The organism is Mycobacterium sp. (assembly GCF_049683355.1).
GTDB lineage: Bacteria > Actinomycetota > Actinomycetes > Mycobacteriales > Mycobacteriaceae > Mycobacterium.
On the sequence record NZ_JBAUJB010000072.1, the window covers coordinates 1 to 18,435 of the forward strand.

An 18,435-nucleotide genomic window follows, 5' to 3' on the forward strand; every position below is an offset into this window, starting at 1 on the left:
CAGCGAGCTACAAGCCCTCGTGCTCGACCTGCTCGACATCCCGCACACCGCCTACACCAGTGCCTGATCACAAGCCCAGGCCGATGGGGGAGCCAAAACAGGCACCACAAGTGCGGAAAGCGGGATAGAAGGGCCTCTTCCACCTCAGGTGTGACTGCGACCTGAAGGTGGCTGGCTAACGGCGTCATCGTGTAGCTGTTCCAGTACGAGCAGAGCCTCAGGCAAAGCCTCTTGCCATTGCTATGAGCTATTGACGTCAGGTGAAAATGAGTGTTAAAGGCGGATTAGTAAACTACGGCTGGTGCGTCAGGCGATTGCTAGCAATGAGTCTGTTACTTAGATGTGACGAGATCTGCCTCACACTGCGGCGGCGTTGATTGTCGAGTTGGGCTTCTTTGTGCGCGGTCGAGGTGCGGCGCCGCGCCGGGTCGCCAGGCGTTGATCCCGGGATTGCTAGTGAAGCCATTATGGGTTGCTGGCATGGTGTCGAGCACTGCCACTGCCGGACGGCCCCCACCGCCGCCGAGGGCTCATCGAACCTCGACGACAGCGCCCACACCTGGTGCCCACGTGATCCAGCCGTGTTCGAAGTCGACTGCACGGCGAGGCGATGTCCCTTCGTGCAGTTCGTACTCGTCGGATACTGCCAGACCGAGTCGCGGCTCCCAGGCCGCCAGGATCGCCCCCAGGACGATGTGGGTGCCGGTGGCCTGGCTGGAGAAGATTCGCGCCCCGTCCGGCACGGCGAAGTCCTGGTAGCCGTCGGTGAACTCGCTGATCGGTGCGATCTGCCACTCCCTGGCCAGTGCCGCCACCGCCGGTGGCGAATTGAAGTACCCGCCTGGAGTCAGGTAGCGGGTCCCGCGCTCGAATTGCTGACCGTGGCCACCGGACACCGAGAATACTGGAGTAACCGCGAGCCCGAGGGACTCGTCGGGCACCGCGGCGAATTCCGTGAATAGCTCTCGCGCCGGGTTACCCGCGTTCTGTGCGGCCTTCAGGGCGTTGAAGGCGGGCTTGGGCGTCGAGTCCGTGGCGATCAGACCGAACCCGGTGTGCGGATCGGTGGGGTCGGTTCCGCTGTCGCGCAGTGCGTACACGAAGAATGGGCCGCTCAAGCTGACCTCGGGCCATTGCCGGACCGAATCGACGACGAGGGTGGCCTGGCGGTCCGGTCCCACCACGCTGCTCGGGGCACCGTACTCGGTGAGCCAGATCGTCTTTCCGCCGTCTCCGTTCGCTGCCATCAACTCGCGCATGGCCACCATCTGCTGCGTGGGCGAATTGGGGTGCAGCGCCCCCACCGCGAGCGGGGCGACGAAATCATAAGGGTGGTAGGACAATGCGTCGAAGCTGCCGGCTACGCCCGCGGCATACATCTGGCTCAGGAACTCGACGGGCGCGATGTTGCCTGGCGTCGGGTTTGTCGCGCCGAGGGATCCCGCGACGACCACGGCCCCGGGGTCCACAGACTTGATCGCGGCGTAGGCCTCGCGGACCATCGCGGTGTAGATGGCCGGATCAGGGTCCGGCTCGAAGAAGAGCCGACCGTTGGGCTCGTTCCATATCTCGTAGTGCTGCACATCTCCGGCGTAGTGGCCGGCGACTTCGCCGGCGAACTCCGCGTACCGCGCGGGGACGGCCGGCCGGCTGGTCTGCCGGAGTGCGTTCTGCGCGGCCCACGCCGGGGAGTTCGTCACCGTGGCAAGTATCTGCAGATTCCGATTGGTGGCGGCCTCGACGACCCGGTCGCTCGCCGTCCAGTCAAGTTGACCCGGGGTCGGCTCGCCGAATGTCCACGAGACGTCGAACCTGATCCAGGTGGCGCCGGCGTCGGCCACCTGGTCCATGGTGGTCTGCAGTTCGTCTTCGGTCGCCCACAGCACCGTGGAGCCGAGGGCGAAACCGACCGGGGTCGAGCGCCGCGCGCCGCTGGGCGACTGCTCGGCGATCTCCGTTTGGTTGGTCGGCGAGGAGCAGCCGACGATCTGGGCTCCCGCCAGCGCTGTCGCGGCCAGGAACTCGCGGCGGCCTAGCTGTGGCCTGAACCCATCCATGCGTCGATCACCGCAACCTCATGGCGGGCACCTCGACCCACCGGTAGGTGACAGATGCCGCCGCGATGGTCAGAGCTGAGACGATCACGAAGGCGACCGCTATGCCGAAAGCGTTGTCCGGTACGGACAAACCTGCTCTCTCAACGAGGATCAGGATCGGATAGTGCCACAGATAGGCGGACAGCGAGATTTTGCCGATGTATCGAATGGGTCGCCAGTCCGTCACGTTGGCGATGCCTGAGCGTTCTCCGCGCGCCAGGGGAGCAACGATCAGCAGGATGAATGCCCCCGAGGCCAAGGCGAATACGGTGGAAAGATAGTGAGGATAGGTGGCGAACAACACGAACGACACCAGCAGTCCAGCGACCATCACTGCCGCAGTGGTCAATTGGAGTCGTCCCGTCGACACCCGATCCCACTTGCCGCCGACCAGCGCGACATAGATGATCGCAGCGATCATGCCGAAGGCAAAGGTGTCGCTCAACGCGAGGAAGCTGCGGGAGAGCACCGCAACCCAGTTGTCGCCCCAATAGCCCCGCAGCGGGTTGTCGGAATAGTGCGAGAGTTGCAGCCATCCGACGATGGTGTTGGTGACGACACCTAGCCCAAGTAACGCGATCGCCGGCCACATCGCGGCCCGCAGGGGACGGTTGATCCTGGCGCGGCAGGAGAACAAGGCGATCCCCAGCAGCGGTAGCGTCAGATAGAAGCCGAACTCGGTGGTCAGCGACCAGCTCGGGCTGATGCCCGTCTGCAGCGTCCACGGGAAGAGGGACTGTGTGAGCGTCAACTGTGCGAGCAGTTTCAGGGGATCGGTGATCATCCCGGCTCCCTCGCCGGGGTCACCCGAGTGCGCGAACGGGTTCTCGACATACACTGCACGGAGCGCGAAGTTGGCGATGAGGAAGATCACCAGGTAGGCGGGGAAGACGCGTAATATCCGGTGGCGCAAATACTCCCGGGTGTCTGGTATCTCGCCGCCCTGCTGGAGCCGCTTCACGTAGGGCATGTACAACAAGAATCCGGACAATACGAAGAAGAACGTGAGCGCCTGGCCGAGGAAGTCGAGCCGCGTCGTGGCCAGCACGTTCGGAGTGAAGTAGACGGCGACATGCACCAACACCACCGACAGGCATCCGACACCGCGTGGACCTTCCAGCCCGGCCAGTCGCAGAGCGGGTTTGAGCCGTTTGGGTGCTTCGTCGGTGGGCAGGGGGATTCGGGCGTCGCCGGACGGCGTAGCCGGATCGGTGCGTAGGTGCCGGGTTTCGTCGAGTGAATCAGCCATACGCTGCCAGCCCTTGTTTCGGGGCCGTCGTTGTGACCGGCTCGGGTGAACGGGGGAGGGGGTCTATCGGGTTCGCGATCAGGAAGACGACGAACACGCTGAAGACCATCGTCAGCGGAGTGTGGGTGACGATGGGAAAATCGAGTTGCAGACCTACCAGCGCGAAGGCCACGAATGCCGCGCCGATCACACCGGTCTCCCAGGGTTCGCGTCTGGACCTCCGGTAAGCGAGCACGGCGGCGACGATCAAGACGGCGAGAAACGCCGCCCCGACAAATAACCCGCCGCGGTACACCGCGAGCAGTGGGCTGTTGGCTACGTAGTTGGTCTCGTAGCCGACCACCTCGTCGGTGAACTCGGGGATTCCCCATCCTCGGCCGAACCACCAGTACCCGGCCATCGAGTCCAGATAGTTGGCCAGTGCGTCGGCCCGGTCGGTGGAGCCCTTGTCCGAGGACGAGAACGAATCGAAGATCCTGCTGTAGACCGCCGGAACGGTCATCAGCACGGCTGCTGTCACTAGGGACGCTGCGAGTGCGGCGGTCTTCTTGTCCAGACTCATCTTCTGAAATATCAGCAGCAGCACGATCGCGACGAGCACCGAGAAGATCGCGGATCTGCTCAACGTGATGATCAGTGCGCTCAAGATCACTCCGCCCAGCAGCAGCCGATGCCAGCCCCGCAGCATCGCCACTGCCAGCGCCAGTCCGACCAGCAGGAAGATGCCTGCGGCGTTGGGGTCCACATACGTTCCGGTAAGCCGGACCACGGTGCTGTTGTCCATCACGTAGAACCGCAGGTGTGTCCCGATCGTGCCGGTACGGCCGTAGCCGATGATCGACAGGTAGTTGAGTGTCGTGCCGGCCTTGTCTAGGAAGAACACGGCAAGAGCGAACCCTGCCGCGATGGCGACGCCGTGGACGAACCACAGCCCGAACAGGCGCAGGTCGTCATGGTCGAGGCGCAGCAGGGCGAAGACGATCGAGGTGGCGAGCAGCCATTTGGCGAATTCGATCAGATGCACGGCGCCGTCACCGGTGACGACCACCGATATCAGGGATACGACAACCAATGTGAAGACAGCGAATTCCAGTGGGCTGGTGCGGGTCTGGGCGATCGGATGGGTGAGAACAGCGCCCCACACCGCAACGGCGAGGACAAAAATGATCGGCTGCCCGACGCCGGGGATGATGCCGAACGGTATGGCGCCGAGGGTGAAGGCCATCGACGCGTAGATCAGCCGTGGCTGCAGCACCGTCACCGCGAGGCCGGCCACCAGGAGCAACAGCGCGAAGCCCGCGACTTGGACAACCTGGGCGTCGCGAGTCATCAGCACCGTCGCGAGTATGGTGAGCCCTGCCGAGGCGCCGAGGACCGCGGTCGACAACGCCCGCCCCCGCGTTCGGTCGGGGTTGCTCATGGTTTCAGCCAATCGTGGACCGCGGCATGCGGCTTACCGGCCTGCCACCGTGCCGCGTTCTTGGCATACAACGCTTCGCCGTCTGCGGTAGCCGACGTCCGGTCGAGCAGATACTGCCGGCATCTGTCCGCGAATGCTCGATCTTCATCGATCTTGTCGATGCCGAACACATCGCCGAGCGAACCCACCGCCGCCGTGGTGCCCACCACCGGGAGACCGCGGCAGACGGTGTCGAGGATCTTGACCCGGACCCCGCCACCGGTCTTGATCGGGGCGACCAGCGCGCGGCATCGCGACAGCAGCGCATCGAGGTCATCGACGAACCCGACGTCCTGCATGCCCGGGGGCAGTTGCTGTGGTTTGGCACTGGGATCCGCCGCGCCGACGACGAAAAGCCGTGCATCGGTGATCCCTTCGGAGATCTGCGGCCACCATCGAACGAGCGTCTCGAAGGCCTCTTGGTTGGGCGCCCAGCGGCGATCGCCGACGAAGACCAGGATGCGGCCGGACTGGTCGACCGGGATCTTCTCCTTGGGCGGCAGGGTCAGATCCAGCCAGTGCGAGCGCGGTATCCCCTGGCTGCGGTAGAACTGCGCTTCGGCCAGGTCGTAGGTGCCCACGGTGTATGCCCGTCTGGCCACCCGGACCTCGTCGCGGGTGATGCGGCGCGCGTCGATGCGCCCGACGAGCCCTCGCGTCGCGCGCCACACCAGGGCTTCGGGTACAACGGTGCTCACCGCGAGATTGGAGGTCCCGTCGCCGTGGCTCTGAAACTGGTTCGACGCCAGTACGGCTTCTGCCATATAGCTGTGGTCGGCGACGTAGACGTCGCTGTCGCTGGCGTCGATCGCCTGCACCAGGCCGTCCAAGGCAAACCGGGTGTGCACCAGGCTGCGCCCTCGCCGCAGGCTCTTGGCCAGTATCCGCCCGGTGCGGGGGTTCTCTTTGGGCACGCGAATGTGGCCGTCGGTGGTGGATTGCGGTTTCGTCGACAGGCAGATCACCTTGGTCTGGAACGACTCTTGGGCTAGCTCCATGACCAGTTTCGCCATCGTCAGGTCGCCGGTGGACTCATGGCTGGGGTCCTTGGGAAGCACGAAGGTGGCGATCATGGCCGGAGCACCTCTTCCTCGGGGACGCTGCCGGCGCCCGACTTATAGATGGCGTGTCGGTACCAGGCGAGCAGCGTCAACTCGCACACCACACACGTGATCGCGGCGCCGTAGGCGCCGAGCAGGTGGATGGCGGGAAACAGCAGCGCGATCTTGGCTGCGGCCGCGGTGGCGGTGGACCGGACCCGCAGCCCGTCACGGCGTTGGAGGAACAGGATGACGATGAACGCGTGATTGATCGACCGCGCGAACACCCAAGTCGACATGATCAGCATGACGATGGCCACTTCGTCGGCGCGGCCCCAGATCAGGATGCCGATTCCGATTGTGGCCATGGCCCCGCCGGTCAGCAATGCCACCCGGATGAGGTGCTTGGCTGGTGGTGCCGAGCTCAGATGCCCTTTCGCGGCGCGCAGCACATCGATGTAGGTGTTCGCGAAGTTCTGTCCGATCATCGAGATGGCGAGGCCGGTGACCAGCGCCACTGAGTAGAGCCCGGCCACGCGTTCGCCGGCAAGGGCGCCGAGGACCAGCAGATCGCCCTGGGAGTAGATGGCGGCGGCGAACGCTTCAGCGGACAGCATGCCGAACTCGCGGAGCCCGCCTGGCGCGGCGGGCTTTCCGCCGGGAATGTAGCGCAGGCATACCAGCAGGACGACAAGGTACGGGGCGACATACAGCCACGACGCCGCATGAAGTCCGGCCCCGGCGAACATGATTGCGACCGCGCCCAGCGCGATGCTCGTCAGTTGTCTGACTGCGTCGAAGCGCATGGCGGTATCGGGTCGGCTCTGCCGCAGGTACTGGCTTTTGAAGGTGTTGAACAGTAGTTCGCCAGCTGCGACGATGATCGCGAATCCGACGATGTACCACTGTTGGAAGCACAACACCCCGACCACCGCGACGCCGACCCCGAACATCACCCGGGCGGACCGCTCGCGTTCGTAACGGTGCTCGTCGACGCGCAGCGACCGAACGTAGAAGGCGTTGTCGATGGCGGCATTGATGATGGCCGCGGCTGCCACCGCGATGGCGTATTGGCCGTAGTCGGCGATTCCGAGGTTGCCGATCAGCAGCGCGGTCCAGCCAAGGCCGACCACTCGGCTGCTGTAGTTCCAGAAGGACGCCAGCGCGGCGCGGAACGCGCGGCTGTCGGCGGCCCTGGCTCTCAGGTCCTGCACTGGCTGATCTCTACCCACGCCTGCAGGAACGGCACGACACAGCGCTCCAGTGTCCGTTCCTGCTGCAGGCCGGCGACCTCGACGGCGAGCTTGCGCAGGGTGTCGTCGTCGCCGACGGCCGCGTTGGCTTTGCGCGCGATCGCGTCGATCCCGCCGTCGACGCTGAGGGCGCCGCCCTCGGTGGCAGTCTCGGTCAGGGACCCGTCGAGGATGCAGATGATCGGTGTTCCGTACGCGAACGAACGGGTCACGGCACTGGAAGCGGCGTAGGCCTTCCCGTAGCGGTTGTCCTTCGAGTACGGGACGATCAGGAAACGGATCGAATCGAAGAACGCATCCTCGTCGGGTCCGTTGACCTCGCCGAGCACGCGGACGCCGGGCCGCGCGGGCAACGCCGCGGTGCCACGGCCGGCCAGCACGATCTCGATGTCGTCGTCGAGAAGCTCCCGCAGCCGCTCGGCCAGATCGAAGCCTTTGCCCTTGTAGACGTGGCCGAACATCCCGACGGCCATCGGCCGGTCGGTCAGCGGACGGATCGGGGGCCGTGGCGGGATGAAGATCCGGGAGGCCCGTGCATCGCAGCCGGGCTGGCGCGCCTGGTAGTTGTCTGCTCCGATGGAGGTGAGAGTGAACACGATCCGGCCGTTGGAGACGCGCCGTTGCAATGCGTTGATGGCGGGCCGCAGCGGATAGTGGGCGCCGTGGTGCAGCAGGCGGTGGCGCGTCAACAACCGCGTCTTGAACGGCCACCACACCGGCTGGGGGGCGTCATGCACGGTGGCGGTCACCGGGATGGACCGCGGCAGAATCGAACCCCAGAACGGCGCCAGCGATCCGGCGCTCTGTTCGAAATGCACCACGACCGGGCCGGCCGCGGACTGCTGCTTCGCCAACCGACGGATCTGCCGCACGTCGGACAGGACGCCGGTGAACGTTTCGTCACCGTCGGAGGAGATCCAGTATTCGGTCACCTCGCGGAAGTGGGGCCGGATCTGATCGACGAAGTCCTGGGCGTAGTCTCCAACCCCGCTTCGCCCGGGCGCGGGGGACACATAGATCAACCGGGTGCCGCTCAGAGGAGAGGTCGCGGCGGGGCCCGCCCGGTCCCCGCTCGTGGTCATGGCGTCGATATTCATCGGTGGCCCCTTGCTCAGTACAACAACGGCCGAAATTTTGGATGGTAGGAAAGCGCGGATTCGCGTTTCGTCCTGGGCTTGGCCGGGATTCCGGCGACGACGGACATGTCGTCCACGTCGGCGATGACCATTGAACAGGCGCCGACGACCCCGCCGACACCGATCGTCACGTCCTGCAGCACGGTGGCGCGGCTGGCGATCCAGGCGTGGTGTTTGATGTGGACCGGGCGTAGTTCGATGTCGAAGTCGTCGCTGTCGATGAGGTGCTTACCGGTGATGATCTGGACATCGGAGGCCAACACGACGTCGTCGTCGATGGTCAGCCCGCCACGCGCGTCGAGCAGGACGTCGAATCCGATCGAGCAGTTGTTGCCGATGGTCAAACGGGTGAGTCCGAATATTGTGGTGCCCATCATGATCGAGGCGTCGCGGCCGATCGTCACGCCGAAGAAGCGCAGGAATGCCTGCCTGATGGTGTGCGACGGAATGTGGGTGACCAGGTAGTTGAACAGCCTTTCGCCGAGCTGCTCTTTTCGGGTGGAGCGATATTGGTCGGTCATGGTTTCACTTCCGTCGCGCCGCCGGTCGCACGTCCCGTCCGACCGAGCAGCGCCAGGTCGAACTGGACCATCGCGGCGACCAACTGTGTGAAGGACTTCGTGGGGCGCCAGCCCAATTCGCGGCGCGCCTTGGTGGCGTCACCCACGAGCTCGACGGCGTCGGCGGGACGTACCAGCGTGCTGTCGACCTCGACATGGTCTTTCCAGTCGTCGATCCCGGCGGCGGAGAAGGCGGCGGCGACGAAGTCGCGAACGGAGTGCGCCTCGCCGCTGGCGACCACGAAATCGTCGGGCGTGTCGTGCGCGGCCATCCGGATCATGCAGTCGACGTAGTCGGGTGCCCAGCCCCAATCGCGGCGTGCTTCGAGATTCCCCAGGCGCAGCGTGTGCTGCTTACCGGCGGCGATCGCGGCGACACCGGAGGTGATCTTGCGGGTGACGAACGTGGCTGAACGCAGCGGGGACTCGTGGTTGAACAGGATTGCGTTGCTCAGTCGAAGGCCCCGGCTGCGCAGTGCTGCACCCATCGTGTGCGCCATCGCCTTGGTGGCGCCGTAGGGCGAGACCGGGCAGATCCTGGTGGATTCGTCCTGAGGAGTCGTGCCCGCCCCGGCGAAGATCTCCCCGCTGGACGCGTTGACGAACCTCACCTCGTGTCCGCCTCGGTTGGTCAGCTCCAAGGATTCGGCCATCAGAGCAGTAGAGGCCACAGCGTTGACCTGCGCGGTCTCGACCGGGGATTCCCACGAGGATGCCACCGAGGAGACACCGGCCAGATGGAACACCGCATCGGGGCGGACGTCGGCGATCAACTGCCGACAATCGCCGGCGTCGGAGAGATCGAGTTCACGCAGCGACACACCGGGAAGCCGCGATAGCTCATCGGCATTCGGGTGGGTGATCCCCTCGGGGGCCACCACGCCCACGGTCTGCCAGCCGCTGGCGCTGAGCTCGCGGCTGAGGAACGTACCGTCCTGTCCGGCGGCGCCGGTCACCAGTGCCTTCCGTTCGTTGCCCGTCATCGGTGATCGGATGCTCGCTTCCGCTGGTCGTCGATGTCCGCGTGGACCATCATCTGCACCAACTCCGGGAACGACACGCTGGGTTTCCAGCCCAATTGTTGTTGCGCTTTCGAGGAGTCGCCCATCAGCAGGTCGACCTCGGCCGGGCGCATGAAGCGCTCGTCGACTTCCACGAAGGGTTCCCAGTCGTCGATTCCGATCTCGGCGAAAGCGATGTCGAGCAGATCGCGGATCGAATGCGTCTCGCCGGTGGAGATCACGTAGTCGTCGGCCTTGTCCTGCTGCAGCATCAGCCACATCGCGCGCACGTAGTCGCCAGCGAAACCCCAGTCGCGTTTGGCGTCCAGGTTGCCCAGCACGATCTTGTCCTGCAACCCGAGACTGATGCGCGCGACAGCTTGCGCGATCTTCCGGGTGACGAACTCCGGTCCACGCCGGGGTGATTCGTGGTTGAACAAGATTCCCGAGCTTGCGTGCATTCCGTATGACTCGCGGTAGTTGATCGTCATGTAGTGGCCGAACACTTTGGCCACCCCGTATGGTGACCGCGGCCAGAGCAGCGTCGTCTCGCGCTGCGGGACTTCCTGCACCTTGCCGAACATTTCCGAACTCGACGCCTGGTAGAACCGCACTGGACGGCCGGTGTTGTCCTGGTAGAAGCGGACCGCTTCCAGCATGTTCAGCACCCCGCCGCCGGTGACGTCAGTGGTGAGGCGGGCGTTCTGCCAAGAGTAGGCGACAAAGGACACCGCGCCGAGGTTGTAGACCTCGTCTGGTTCGGCGTATGTGACTGCTCTCACAACGCTCGACAGGTCCAGCAAGTTTCCGCTCAGCACCTCGACAAATGGGCATGTCTCGGCCAGCATGGCCGCCTTGGGATTGTTCTGCCCGCGAACCAGGCCGAACACCCGGTAGCCGTTCTGATGGAGAAGTTCCGACAGATATAGGCCATCCTGACCTGTGACGCCGGTGATGAGCGCGTTCGGCACAGTTTTCCTCTCAGCACTAGAGCTGTCCCGCCCCCCGCTGGACGCGGTGACAGTGTCGCATTGGGAGTGATTCTGGCTACAATCGCCAACTACTCGGCGATGTTGCCAGGGTTTCACATGATGGTGACAGTGTTGGCTTATGGACCATTCTAGATGCCGAGTGTGATTTGCGCGCAACGTGAGTTTCGGACTTGTGCAAACCCGACTATCGTTTGGCGAAGCAGTCGAAACTCGAACCTAGGGAGTGCCCGTGGACATCCTCGGCTACTTGTCGGCCTGGCGTCGCAGGTGGGTCACCGTGGTTGCCACTTTCGTCTTGGGAATTGGGTGCGCGGCGGCGCTGTCCGCGGTCACCCAGCCCCAGTTCGTTTCCACTGCGCAACTCTTTGTCACCACAACAGGTGGCGCCTCGGTGGTCGAGGCCTATCAGGGCAACTTGTTCGGCGAAGAACGCGTGGTCTCGTACGCCAACCTGGCGGCGGGCGCGCAGGTCGCGCAGCGGGCGGTCGAACAGCTGCAGATCGACATGCCGGCGAGCGCGTTGATGAGCGCTGTTGCTGCCGAACCCGTCCCCGACACGGTGCTGCTGAACATCTCGGTGAGTGACCCGGACCCTGAGCTGGCGACCGATCTCGCCAACGCGGTGGCACTGCAGACGACGCAGGTCGTCGAAGAGCTGGAGACGTCGGTGCGCGGCGGATCTCCAGCGGCGACGGCGGCGTTGGTGCACGAGGCGCAGATCCCAGCGATGGCAGCGGTGCCCAACTGGACCCGAAATCTGTTGGTGGGGGCCTTGGCCGGGCTGTTTTTCGGTTTGGTGGCCGCGGTGGTGCGGGACAAGTTGGACGGTTCTGTGCGAACCCCGCAGGGCGCGGCCGATGCGGCCGGCGCCGGACTGGCCGGCACGATACCCGGTGGGGGTGGAGCCGACGGCGACACTGCCGGCATTCCCTTCGCCCCGGCGCAGCCCGCCACCGCCGAAGCGTTTCGGGTGCTGCGCGCCAACGTGCTTGCCGCCGGTGGGCAGAGCGAGACGGGCGCACTTGTGGTCGCCGGCGCCAGTTCCGGTGTCGGTGCGACGACGGTCAGCTTGGGACTGGCCGCGGCCATCGCCGAGACCGGCCGGTCGGTCGTGCTCGTCGATGCCGACCTGCGGGAGCGGTCGGCATCGAAACGGCTGAACCTGGAGGACAGCAGCGGACTGCGTGATGTGCTCGAGGGTGTCGCGCCGCCAGCTGAACTCGTCGCGAAGACCGAGGTGGAGGGCTTCTACGCGCTGCCTGCCGGTGCGAGTGTCGACTCTCCCAGCGAGTTGCTTGCGGCTGAATCGCTGGCCACCGTAATCAAGGTCCTGACCAGCGAGTACGACCTCGTCATCATCGATGGCCGTCCGGTGTTGCCGTACAGCGACGCCATCGTGCTCGCCGGTCATGCCGACGGCATCCTGTTGGTGAGCCGGCAGAATGTGACGACCGCCAAACAGGTGTCGGCGGCCGCCGACAGGGCGCGAGCCGCCAAGTGCCAGGTCTCCGGGGTGATCGTCACCGGGGTGGCGCAATCAGATGGCAACTAGCAGAACGGTTTTGCTTCGCCTGCTGGTGGCGGCAGCGGCGGTGATGACCATGGCTGGCTGCATCGCCCCGCCGCCCGAAACCGCCCGTCAGCCGGTTGTTGTGACCACACAGAAGCCCCAACGGCCGGCTCCGCCGCCCGCAACCGCCGAGGGTTACCCGCAGCTGGGCGGCGTAGAGCCGGGGTCGCTGGTCGAGCTCGACGACTTCGATCTGATCGACCCGCGCATCACGATCAGCGGAGCCAATGCGTGGCGTATCCGGTATCTGTCGACCTCGGCCATCGACGACAGGCCGGTCGAGGTCACCGGGGTGGTTCTGGTGCCCGGCGGCGATCCGCCGGATCGGGGCTGGGACGTCATCGCCTTCAACCACGGCAACACCGGGATCGACAAGGACTGCGGACCGTCGCTGTATGACGACATGCTGAGCCAGTGGCTGCCCATCTCGGTGCTGCTCTTGCACGGATATGTCGTTGTTGCGTCCGACTACGAGGGGCTTGGCGGTGTTGGCCCCCATGCGTTTCTCAATGCGGAGGCACTGGGGCGCAACGTGATCGACGCGGTTCGTGCCGCTCGCGGAATCCGACCCGACATCGGCCCGCGCTGGGCGGCGTTCGGCGGTTCGCTGGGCGGACTGGCGACGTGGGCAGCCAATGAACAGGCCTCGACGTACGGAGCGGATCTCGAGCTGGTGGGGGCCGCCGCGTGGGTTCCGGTGGTCGACGTCTCCGAACTGCCGCGAAAAGCTGCGGCCGGCAACCTCACCCACGATCAACTCCATCTGTACTTCCTGGCGATCATGGGGCTGAAGCGCACGACGCATCCCGAGCTCGACCTGCAGCGGTTCATGCGCGGGTCGATCTACGACAATCGCGACCTGCTCATCGTCTGCAATGGCCCAGGGGTGCGGGACGCGTTGGAGGTCTTGGAGTCCGCCGATCCCGCGGACATGAAGCCCGTCGACGACGCCGCTGAGCGGGAAATGGCCTCCCTGCTAAAGGAATTGGCGGTGCCGCAGCAGCGGATGGCCGCGCCGATGTTGGTGCTCTACGGCACAGCCGACAGGCTGGTGGACCAGCCCTGGGTGGAGCGGGCGATCCAGGAAGGGTGTGCGATGGGGGACACCATCCAGTGGGTGCCGCGCGCCGGTGCGGGGCATGACACCATCGACGCATCGATGGCGTTCCCGTGGATTCGGGAGCGATTTGACCGTCAAGCACCGATCAACCAGTGCGGGCCGCACCCGGCGGGGGCGGGCTGATGAGGGTTTCGGTGCCGATACGGCTGGGGCCCCGTTGGTCGGCGAAGGCGATGTCGACCGGTGTCGCCGTGCTGGTGATGATCGCTGCCGTAGGTTGTGCGCAACTTCCCGGGACCCAGATCTACGCCGATGTCGACGAGCAGCCTGCGACGTCGGAGTCGGATAGTCAGGGGCCGGGATCGCTGGTCGAGACCGAGGTGTTCCACGATGTCGACGTGTCCGTCAAGAGGTTGGGGGCCACCGCCGTCAAGATCGTCTATCGGTCCACGTCGGGCATCGACGGGTCCGCCACCGAGGTGTCCGGCACGGGGTTCGTTCCGGCGGGCAGGCCACCGACGGGGGGTTGGCCGGTTATCGCACTGGCCCACGGCACCACAGGGATCAGTCCGGAATGCGCGCCCTCCCTGTCGACCGATCTGCTGGAGTCGGTCGGACTCGTGGCCGGATATCTGCAACTCGGCTACGCGGTGACGGTGGCGGACTATCAGGGGCTCGGCGCGCCCGGTGCGCATCCCTACCTGGATGCCAAGACCGCGGGTATGAATGTCATCGACTCGGTGCGGGCGCTGCGCAAGGTGTCGAAGAACGTGTCGACCAGGTGGGCGGTGATGGGCGGCTCGCAGGGCGGGGGCGCGTCCTGGGCGGCCAACGAGCAGGCCTCGACCTACGGCGACGACCTCGATCTGGTTGGCGCCGTGGTGCTTGGCCCGATGGCGGACATGACCGGGATGGCCTACGCTGCGGCGCAGCAGCGGCTGACCCGGGACCAGATGGGCGTCTACATCTGGATGTTGATGGGCATCGAGAACACCCGCCCCGAATTCCCGATCGACCAGTATCGGCACGGGGTGGCCGAGCAGAAGTGGGATGTGCTGCGCGGCTGCTCGGCCAATGCTTCGCGCGAGCGGGTGCTGGCTCTGTTCGAACTGGAGGCCGAAGATCTGGTCCCGTCATCGCCGGAAAGCACGGAACGCCTCGCGGAGACCTTCCGGGAGATGGCTCTGCCGCAGCAGCGCGGAGCGGCCCCCATGCTGGTGATCTACGGGGGGTCCGACACCTACGTGGACCCGGAGTGGACCCGTGCGGCGATCGGCAGGGCATGCGCGATGGGGACGAAGGTGGCGGCGGTTCTCCAGCCGGAGAAGGGGCATCTGGATCTGGATATCGGCGACTTCGCGGGCTGGCTGATGGGGCGGATGGAGGGGCTGCCGCCGCCCGACACCTGCTTTGACACGTAGCCGACCGCGGTCGGTCAGAGAGTTCAGCACCGAGGGTCAATATTCAACGGAGGTATGCCAATTGACTAGGACCGCTCTGGCCGCGTGCTTGCTCCTCGTCGCGCTCGTGGGTGCGGCGGGCTGCACCCAACGTTCGGACGGCGTCGCGCAGACGCCACCGATCGATGTGGCCTCTGCGGACTTGTCCGGCTCGGGGCCCGGTTCGGTCGTCGAAGCGAAGACCATACCGAACATCGACCGCGAGATTCGCAAGCTCGGGGGCCAGGCGGCCCGTGTCGTCTACCGGTCGACGTCGGGTATCGACGGACAGCCCACCGAGGTGAGCGGCGCGGTGTTCGTTCCCGTTGGTAAGCCGCCTGCGGGCGGGTGGCCGGTGATCGCGTTCGCGCACGGCACCAGCGGTATCAATCCCGCCTGCGGGCCCTCGCAGTCGCCGGATTTGTTCGGCGCGTCCGGTTTGATCGCCAAGTACCTCGACCTCGGATTCGCCGTGGCCGCAGCCGACTATCAGGGGCTCGGTCACCCCGGGGCGCACCCGTACCTCGATGCCAAGACGGCGGGCTTGAACGTCATCGACTCGGTGCGGGCGCTGCGCAAGGTGTTCCACGGCATCTCCGAGGCATGGGCGGTGTTCGGAGGCTCTCAGGGTGGTGGCGCCGCGTGGGCCGCCAACGAACAAGCCGCGACGTACGCAACGGAGCTGGACCTGGTCGGGTCGGTGAGTCTGGTTCCCGCAGCCGATATTTCCGGCTTCGCGGCCGCAGCCGCTGACGGGTCGCTGAGCAAGGACCAGCAGGCGGCCTACATCTGGGTCTTGATGGGGCTGGAGCGCTCGTATCCCGATTTCAACATCGACGACTACCGGCGCGGGATAGTCAAGGACAATTGGGACGTGCTCAGCGCGTGTTCGGGGCCGGAAGCCGAGCGGCGGGCCGCGATTCTCGCCGACGTCCCCGCCGACGACCTCCGTCCGGCGACACCCGAAGCCGAGCGGCGGTTAGCCGAAATCCTGCAGCAGATGGCACTTCCGCAGCAGCGGGCGGCCGCGCCGATGCAGATCTACTACGGGGGCGAGGACACCTACATCAACCCGGAGTGGACGGCCGCCGCCATTTCCCGAGCGTGCGCGATGGGGGACACCATCGAGGCGTTCTTCCAGGAAGACAGAGGACACGGCGACATCGACGGCAGCGCCTACCTCGGCTGGCTGGGGGAGCGGTTCCAGGACATGCCGGCGCCGAACACCTGTGGGGCCGGATAGATTTCAGTACAGCAGCGGCCGGAAGTCCGGAGCGTACTGCAGCTTTGAATTGCGGATGCCGACCTGCCGTGTCGGCACCCCGGCGACAACCGCCATGGGCTCGACGTCGTCGCGCACCAGAGAGCAGGCGCCCACGACCGCTCCCGGGCCGATGTCCACGCCCGCCACGATGGTGGAACGGCTCGCAATCCACGCGTGGTGGGCGATGTGGATGGGCGACATCACGATTCTGAAGTCGTCGGAGTCGACCACATGATGGCCGGTGATCATCTGGACGTCGCTGGCCAGCACGACGCAGTCGTCGATGGTGAGCGCGCCCCGGGCGTCGAGCAGGCAGCGGAAACCGATCGAACAGTTGTCCCCGATGGTCAGCTGCTTGATGCCGTGCACCCGCGTGTGCATCATGATCGACGTTCTCCTGCCGATCTTCGCGCCGAACAACCGGAGCCAGCTCTGCCGAATCCAATGTGACGGCACATGGGTGATGAACACGTTGTACAGCCGCTCGCCGAGCTGCTCCTGCGCATCGGTCGGAATATGGTCGGCCGTTCGTCGGGGCGGGCGTCGATAGCCCCCGACGACGGCTGGTGACTCGTTGCTACTTCTCATCGTTTCTCCTCGGTCACATTAGCGGCCGCGGCGGCCGTGCTGAGCATCAGAGTTCGCCGTGCGCAGGTGGACATCCCGCCGGCACCGCACCCCGAATGCCCCCAGACGCGGGCGAGGTCATGTTACGGCGTAGCGGCTAGCTCTGCCTGTTGCCGGTGCCCCACGTGATCAGCGGCTCCGTTCGGTGGTGTTCAGCCGCGGCAGCGACGGAAACCCCGCGAACCACACTTGCGGACTTGCGTCCCGAACCGCTGTCCTGCGTGTTAACGCTGAGGACATGAATGTGTGCCAAAACACATGCCACCAACGGGTATGCCAGCTGAAAATACCTGATACCATTTTGAAAGAGTTTGCTGAATTTACACGGTCGGTAGCAATTTACAGATTGAGGATCTTCGGATGCGAATCTTGCACATCTCGGAGGCCTTTGGGGGAGGGCTTCGCACTGCGATCGTGAACTTCGTCGCAGCTACGCCTCAGCACGAACACAGGATCTACGTCCGCCTGCGTAAGGGCCATGAGACAGTCGACATACCGAGGGCCGCTCAGTTCGACCACTACACCGGCGGCATGGTCGGTTTTCTCACCAGTGCGAGTCGGCTTGCTGCCGAGGGCGACTTCGACTTGGTGCACCTGCACTCCAGTTACGCCGGACTGATCCGGGGTCTTTTGCCACGCGCGACCAAGACCGTCTACTCACCGCACTGCTACGCGATGGAGACGAATCACTCCGGGCTTCGACGGGCCAGCTACCGGTCGTTGGAGTGGGCGTTGGCGCGCCGCGATCAGGTCCTGATCGCGGTAAGCCCGCACGAAATGGAACTGGGTCGCCAGCTGAACCCTTCCATGCTCGCTGCCGAAGTGCGCAACGCCGCACCGGAGTGCTCCGTTACCTCTGTTCCCAACCCCGGCTCGAGTCCACCCATCATCGCTATGCTGGGCCGGATCTGCGCCCAGAAGGATCCCGAATTCTTCGCGCGCATCTGCATGGCGTTGGGGCGCGGCCGGTTTCGCTATCAATGGATCGGCGACGGTGATGACGGTCGGGACGCCCTGGAGGAGGCCGGGGTCGAGATCACGGGCTGGGTGCCCCATCAACGCTCAAGGGAGCTGCTCGCCGCGGCCAGCCTCTATGTGCACAGCGCTGCGTGGGAGGGCGGCCCGCTGGCGACGCTGGAGGCCGCCGAGGCGGGGTGTCCGGTGATGGTCCGCACTATTCCGAGCATGCAGTCGCTGGGCTACTACGTGGCCGGGGAGTCACCCGAGCTGGTCGCCGCACGTGTCGAACGTTTCTTCGGCGACAACGAGTTTCGTGAGTCGGTCCGCGAACGGACCAGGGCGCTGGCGGATGAAAACTCGTTCGAGCGGTTGGCTGAAGACCTGCAGCATGCCTACGAGTTCGCCTACGAAAGGTTGACGCCCGCAGGTCTCCGCGCCCCCGCGACTCGCGCCGCCTATGTCTAGATCAGGTACACCACAAGGTTGATATCGGCACACCGACGCGGGCCACCATGCGCTGGACCAGGGGCAGGCTGAGCCCGATGACATTCGACGGGTCGCCCTCGATCTTGTCGATGAACCAGCCGCCCAAACCGTCCAGGGTGAAGGCGCCTGCGACGTTGACGGGTTCGCCGCTGTCGACGTAGGCATTCAGCTCACCCTCGGTGGGCGTACCGAAATGCACAGTGGTGCTGCCGGTGTCGCTGGCGGTGTGGGTGATGACGCCTG

16 protein-coding genes are annotated in these 18,435 nt (G+C 65.3%); 5 read left to right on the forward strand and 11 right to left on the reverse strand.

Annotated features, from left to right (window positions below; genetic code table 11):
- Positions 1-530 precede the first annotated feature (530 nt).
- From WA944_RS04225 to WA944_RS04265, 9 genes are read right to left on the reverse strand one after another with little or no spacing between them, the layout of a single operon-like run.
- The gene (locus tag WA944_RS04225) at positions 531-2,057 is read right to left on the reverse strand and encodes a cellulase family glycosylhydrolase (protein WP_526372436.1); all 1,527 of its coding nucleotides are present in this window, start codon (positions 2,055-2,057) and stop codon (positions 531-533) included.
- A 7-nt stretch (positions 2,058-2,064) separates the two neighbouring features.
- A complete protein-coding gene (locus tag WA944_RS04230) occupies positions 2,065-3,345 on the reverse strand; it encodes an acyltransferase family protein (RefSeq protein ID WP_526610664.1) in 1,281 nt (426 codons plus the stop codon).
- Entirely contained in the window at positions 3,338-4,765 is a 1,428-nt protein-coding gene (locus WA944_RS04235) for an O-antigen ligase family protein (protein ID WP_526372438.1), read from the reverse strand. Before WA944_RS04235 ends, WA944_RS04230 begins: the two co-directional genes overlap by 8 nt.
- Positions 4,762-5,877, reverse strand: a complete 1,116-nt coding sequence (locus tag WA944_RS04240) for a glycosyltransferase (protein WP_526372439.1) — start codon at positions 5,875-5,877, stop codon at positions 4,762-4,764. Before WA944_RS04240 ends, WA944_RS04235 begins: the two co-directional genes overlap by 4 nt.
- Positions 5,874-7,058 carry a lipopolysaccharide biosynthesis protein gene (locus WA944_RS04245; protein WP_526372440.1) on the reverse strand — a complete coding sequence of 395 codons (1,185 nt, stop codon included), beginning with the start codon at positions 7,056-7,058 and terminating at the stop codon, positions 5,874-5,876. Before WA944_RS04245 ends, WA944_RS04240 begins: the two co-directional genes overlap by 4 nt.
- On the reverse strand, positions 7,046-8,179 hold the full coding sequence (locus WA944_RS04250; protein WP_526372441.1) for a glycosyltransferase family protein: 1,134 nt from the start codon (positions 8,177-8,179) through the stop codon (positions 7,046-7,048). Before WA944_RS04250 ends, WA944_RS04245 begins: the two co-directional genes overlap by 13 nt.
- A gap of 29 nt (positions 8,180-8,208) precedes the next feature.
- Complete coding sequence (locus WA944_RS04255) at positions 8,209-8,754, reverse strand: acyltransferase (RefSeq protein WP_526372442.1); 546 nt, start codon at positions 8,752-8,754, stop codon at positions 8,209-8,211.
- Positions 8,751-9,776 (reverse strand): GDP-mannose 4,6-dehydratase, encoded by a 1,026-nt coding sequence (locus tag WA944_RS04260; protein ID WP_526372443.1) that lies wholly within the window; start codon positions 9,774-9,776, stop codon positions 8,751-8,753. Before WA944_RS04260 ends, WA944_RS04255 begins: the two co-directional genes overlap by 4 nt.
- Positions 9,773-10,765 (reverse strand): GDP-mannose 4,6-dehydratase, encoded by a 993-nt coding sequence (locus WA944_RS04265; RefSeq protein WP_526372444.1) that lies wholly within the window; start codon positions 10,763-10,765, stop codon positions 9,773-9,775. Before WA944_RS04265 ends, WA944_RS04260 begins: the two co-directional genes overlap by 4 nt.
- A gap of 250 nt (positions 10,766-11,015) precedes the next feature.
- Here WA944_RS04265 and WA944_RS04270 point away from each other — a divergent pair, with 250 nt between their 5' ends.
- From WA944_RS04270 to WA944_RS04285, 4 genes are all read left to right on the forward strand, one after another.
- The gene (locus tag WA944_RS04270; RefSeq protein WP_526610657.1) at positions 11,016-12,338 is read left to right on the forward strand and encodes a tyrosine-protein kinase domain-containing protein; all 1,323 of its coding nucleotides are present in this window, start codon (positions 11,016-11,018) and stop codon (positions 12,336-12,338) included.
- A gap of 49 nt (positions 12,339-12,387) precedes the next feature.
- A complete protein-coding gene (locus WA944_RS04275) occupies positions 12,388-13,599 on the forward strand; it encodes a lipase family protein (protein ID WP_526371702.1) in 1,212 nt (403 codons plus the stop codon).
- The gene (locus WA944_RS04280) at positions 13,599-14,837 is read left to right on the forward strand and encodes a lipase family protein (protein ID WP_526371700.1); all 1,239 of its coding nucleotides are present in this window, start codon (positions 13,599-13,601) and stop codon (positions 14,835-14,837) included. The genes WA944_RS04275 and WA944_RS04280 overlap by 1 nt, the downstream gene beginning before the upstream one ends.
- A 61-nt stretch (positions 14,838-14,898) precedes the next feature.
- Positions 14,899-16,098, forward strand: a complete 1,200-nt coding sequence (locus tag WA944_RS04285; RefSeq protein WP_526371698.1) for a lipase family protein — start codon at positions 14,899-14,901, stop codon at positions 16,096-16,098.
- A gap of 3 nt (positions 16,099-16,101) precedes the next feature.
- Here WA944_RS04285 and WA944_RS04290 read toward each other — a convergent pair whose 3' ends face one another.
- Positions 16,102-16,707, reverse strand: coding sequence for an acyltransferase (locus WA944_RS04290; RefSeq protein WP_526371696.1), 606 nt, complete (start codon positions 16,705-16,707; stop codon positions 16,102-16,104).
- Positions 16,708-17,106: 399 nt separating this feature from the next.
- On the opposite strand from WA944_RS04290, the gene WA944_RS04295 reads away from it, so the two are divergent.
- Positions 17,107-18,171 carry a glycosyltransferase gene (locus WA944_RS04295; protein ID WP_526371694.1) on the forward strand — a complete coding sequence of 355 codons (1,065 nt, stop codon included), beginning with the start codon at positions 17,107-17,109 and terminating at the stop codon, positions 18,169-18,171.
- Between the two features lies 1 nt (position 18,172).
- On the opposite strand, the gene WA944_RS04300 is transcribed toward WA944_RS04295, so the two are convergent.
- A partial coding sequence (locus WA944_RS04300; RefSeq protein ID WP_526646428.1) for a Maf family protein occupies positions 18,173-18,435 on the reverse strand: 263 nt, incomplete at its 5' end.

Coding starts and splice junctions, on each gene's coding strand:
- WA944_RS04225 (WP_526372436.1), bottom strand. CDS start 2,057: ATGGATGGGTTCAGGCCACAGCTAGGCCGCCGCGAGTTCCTGGCCGCG.
- WA944_RS04230 (WP_526610664.1), bottom strand. CDS start 3,345: ATGGCTGATTCACTCGACGAAACCCGGCACCTACGCACCGATCCGGCT.
- WA944_RS04235 (WP_526372438.1), bottom strand. CDS start 4,765: ATGAGCAACCCCGACCGAACGCGGGGGCGGGCGTTGTCGACCGCGGTC.
- WA944_RS04240 (WP_526372439.1), bottom strand. CDS start 5,877: ATGATCGCCACCTTCGTGCTTCCCAAGGACCCCAGCCATGAGTCCACC.
- WA944_RS04250 (WP_526372441.1), bottom strand. CDS start 8,179: ATGACCACGAGCGGGGACCGGGCGGGCCCCGCCGCGACCTCTCCTCTG.
- WA944_RS04255 (WP_526372442.1), bottom strand. CDS start 8,754: ATGACCGACCAATATCGCTCCACCCGAAAAGAGCAGCTCGGCGAAAGG.
- WA944_RS04260 (WP_526372443.1), bottom strand. CDS start 9,776: ATGACGGGCAACGAACGGAAGGCACTGGTGACCGGCGCCGCCGGACAG.
- WA944_RS04275 (WP_526371702.1), top strand. CDS start 12,388: ATGGCTGGCTGCATCGCCCCGCCGCCCGAAACCGCCCGTCAGCCGGTT.
- WA944_RS04280 (WP_526371700.1), top strand. CDS start 13,599: ATGAGGGTTTCGGTGCCGATACGGCTGGGGCCCCGTTGGTCGGCGAAG.
- WA944_RS04290 (WP_526371696.1), bottom strand. CDS start 16,707: ATGAGAAGTAGCAACGAGTCACCAGCCGTCGTCGGGGGCTATCGACGC.
- WA944_RS04295 (WP_526371694.1), top strand. CDS start 17,107: ATGCGAATCTTGCACATCTCGGAGGCCTTTGGGGGAGGGCTTCGCACT.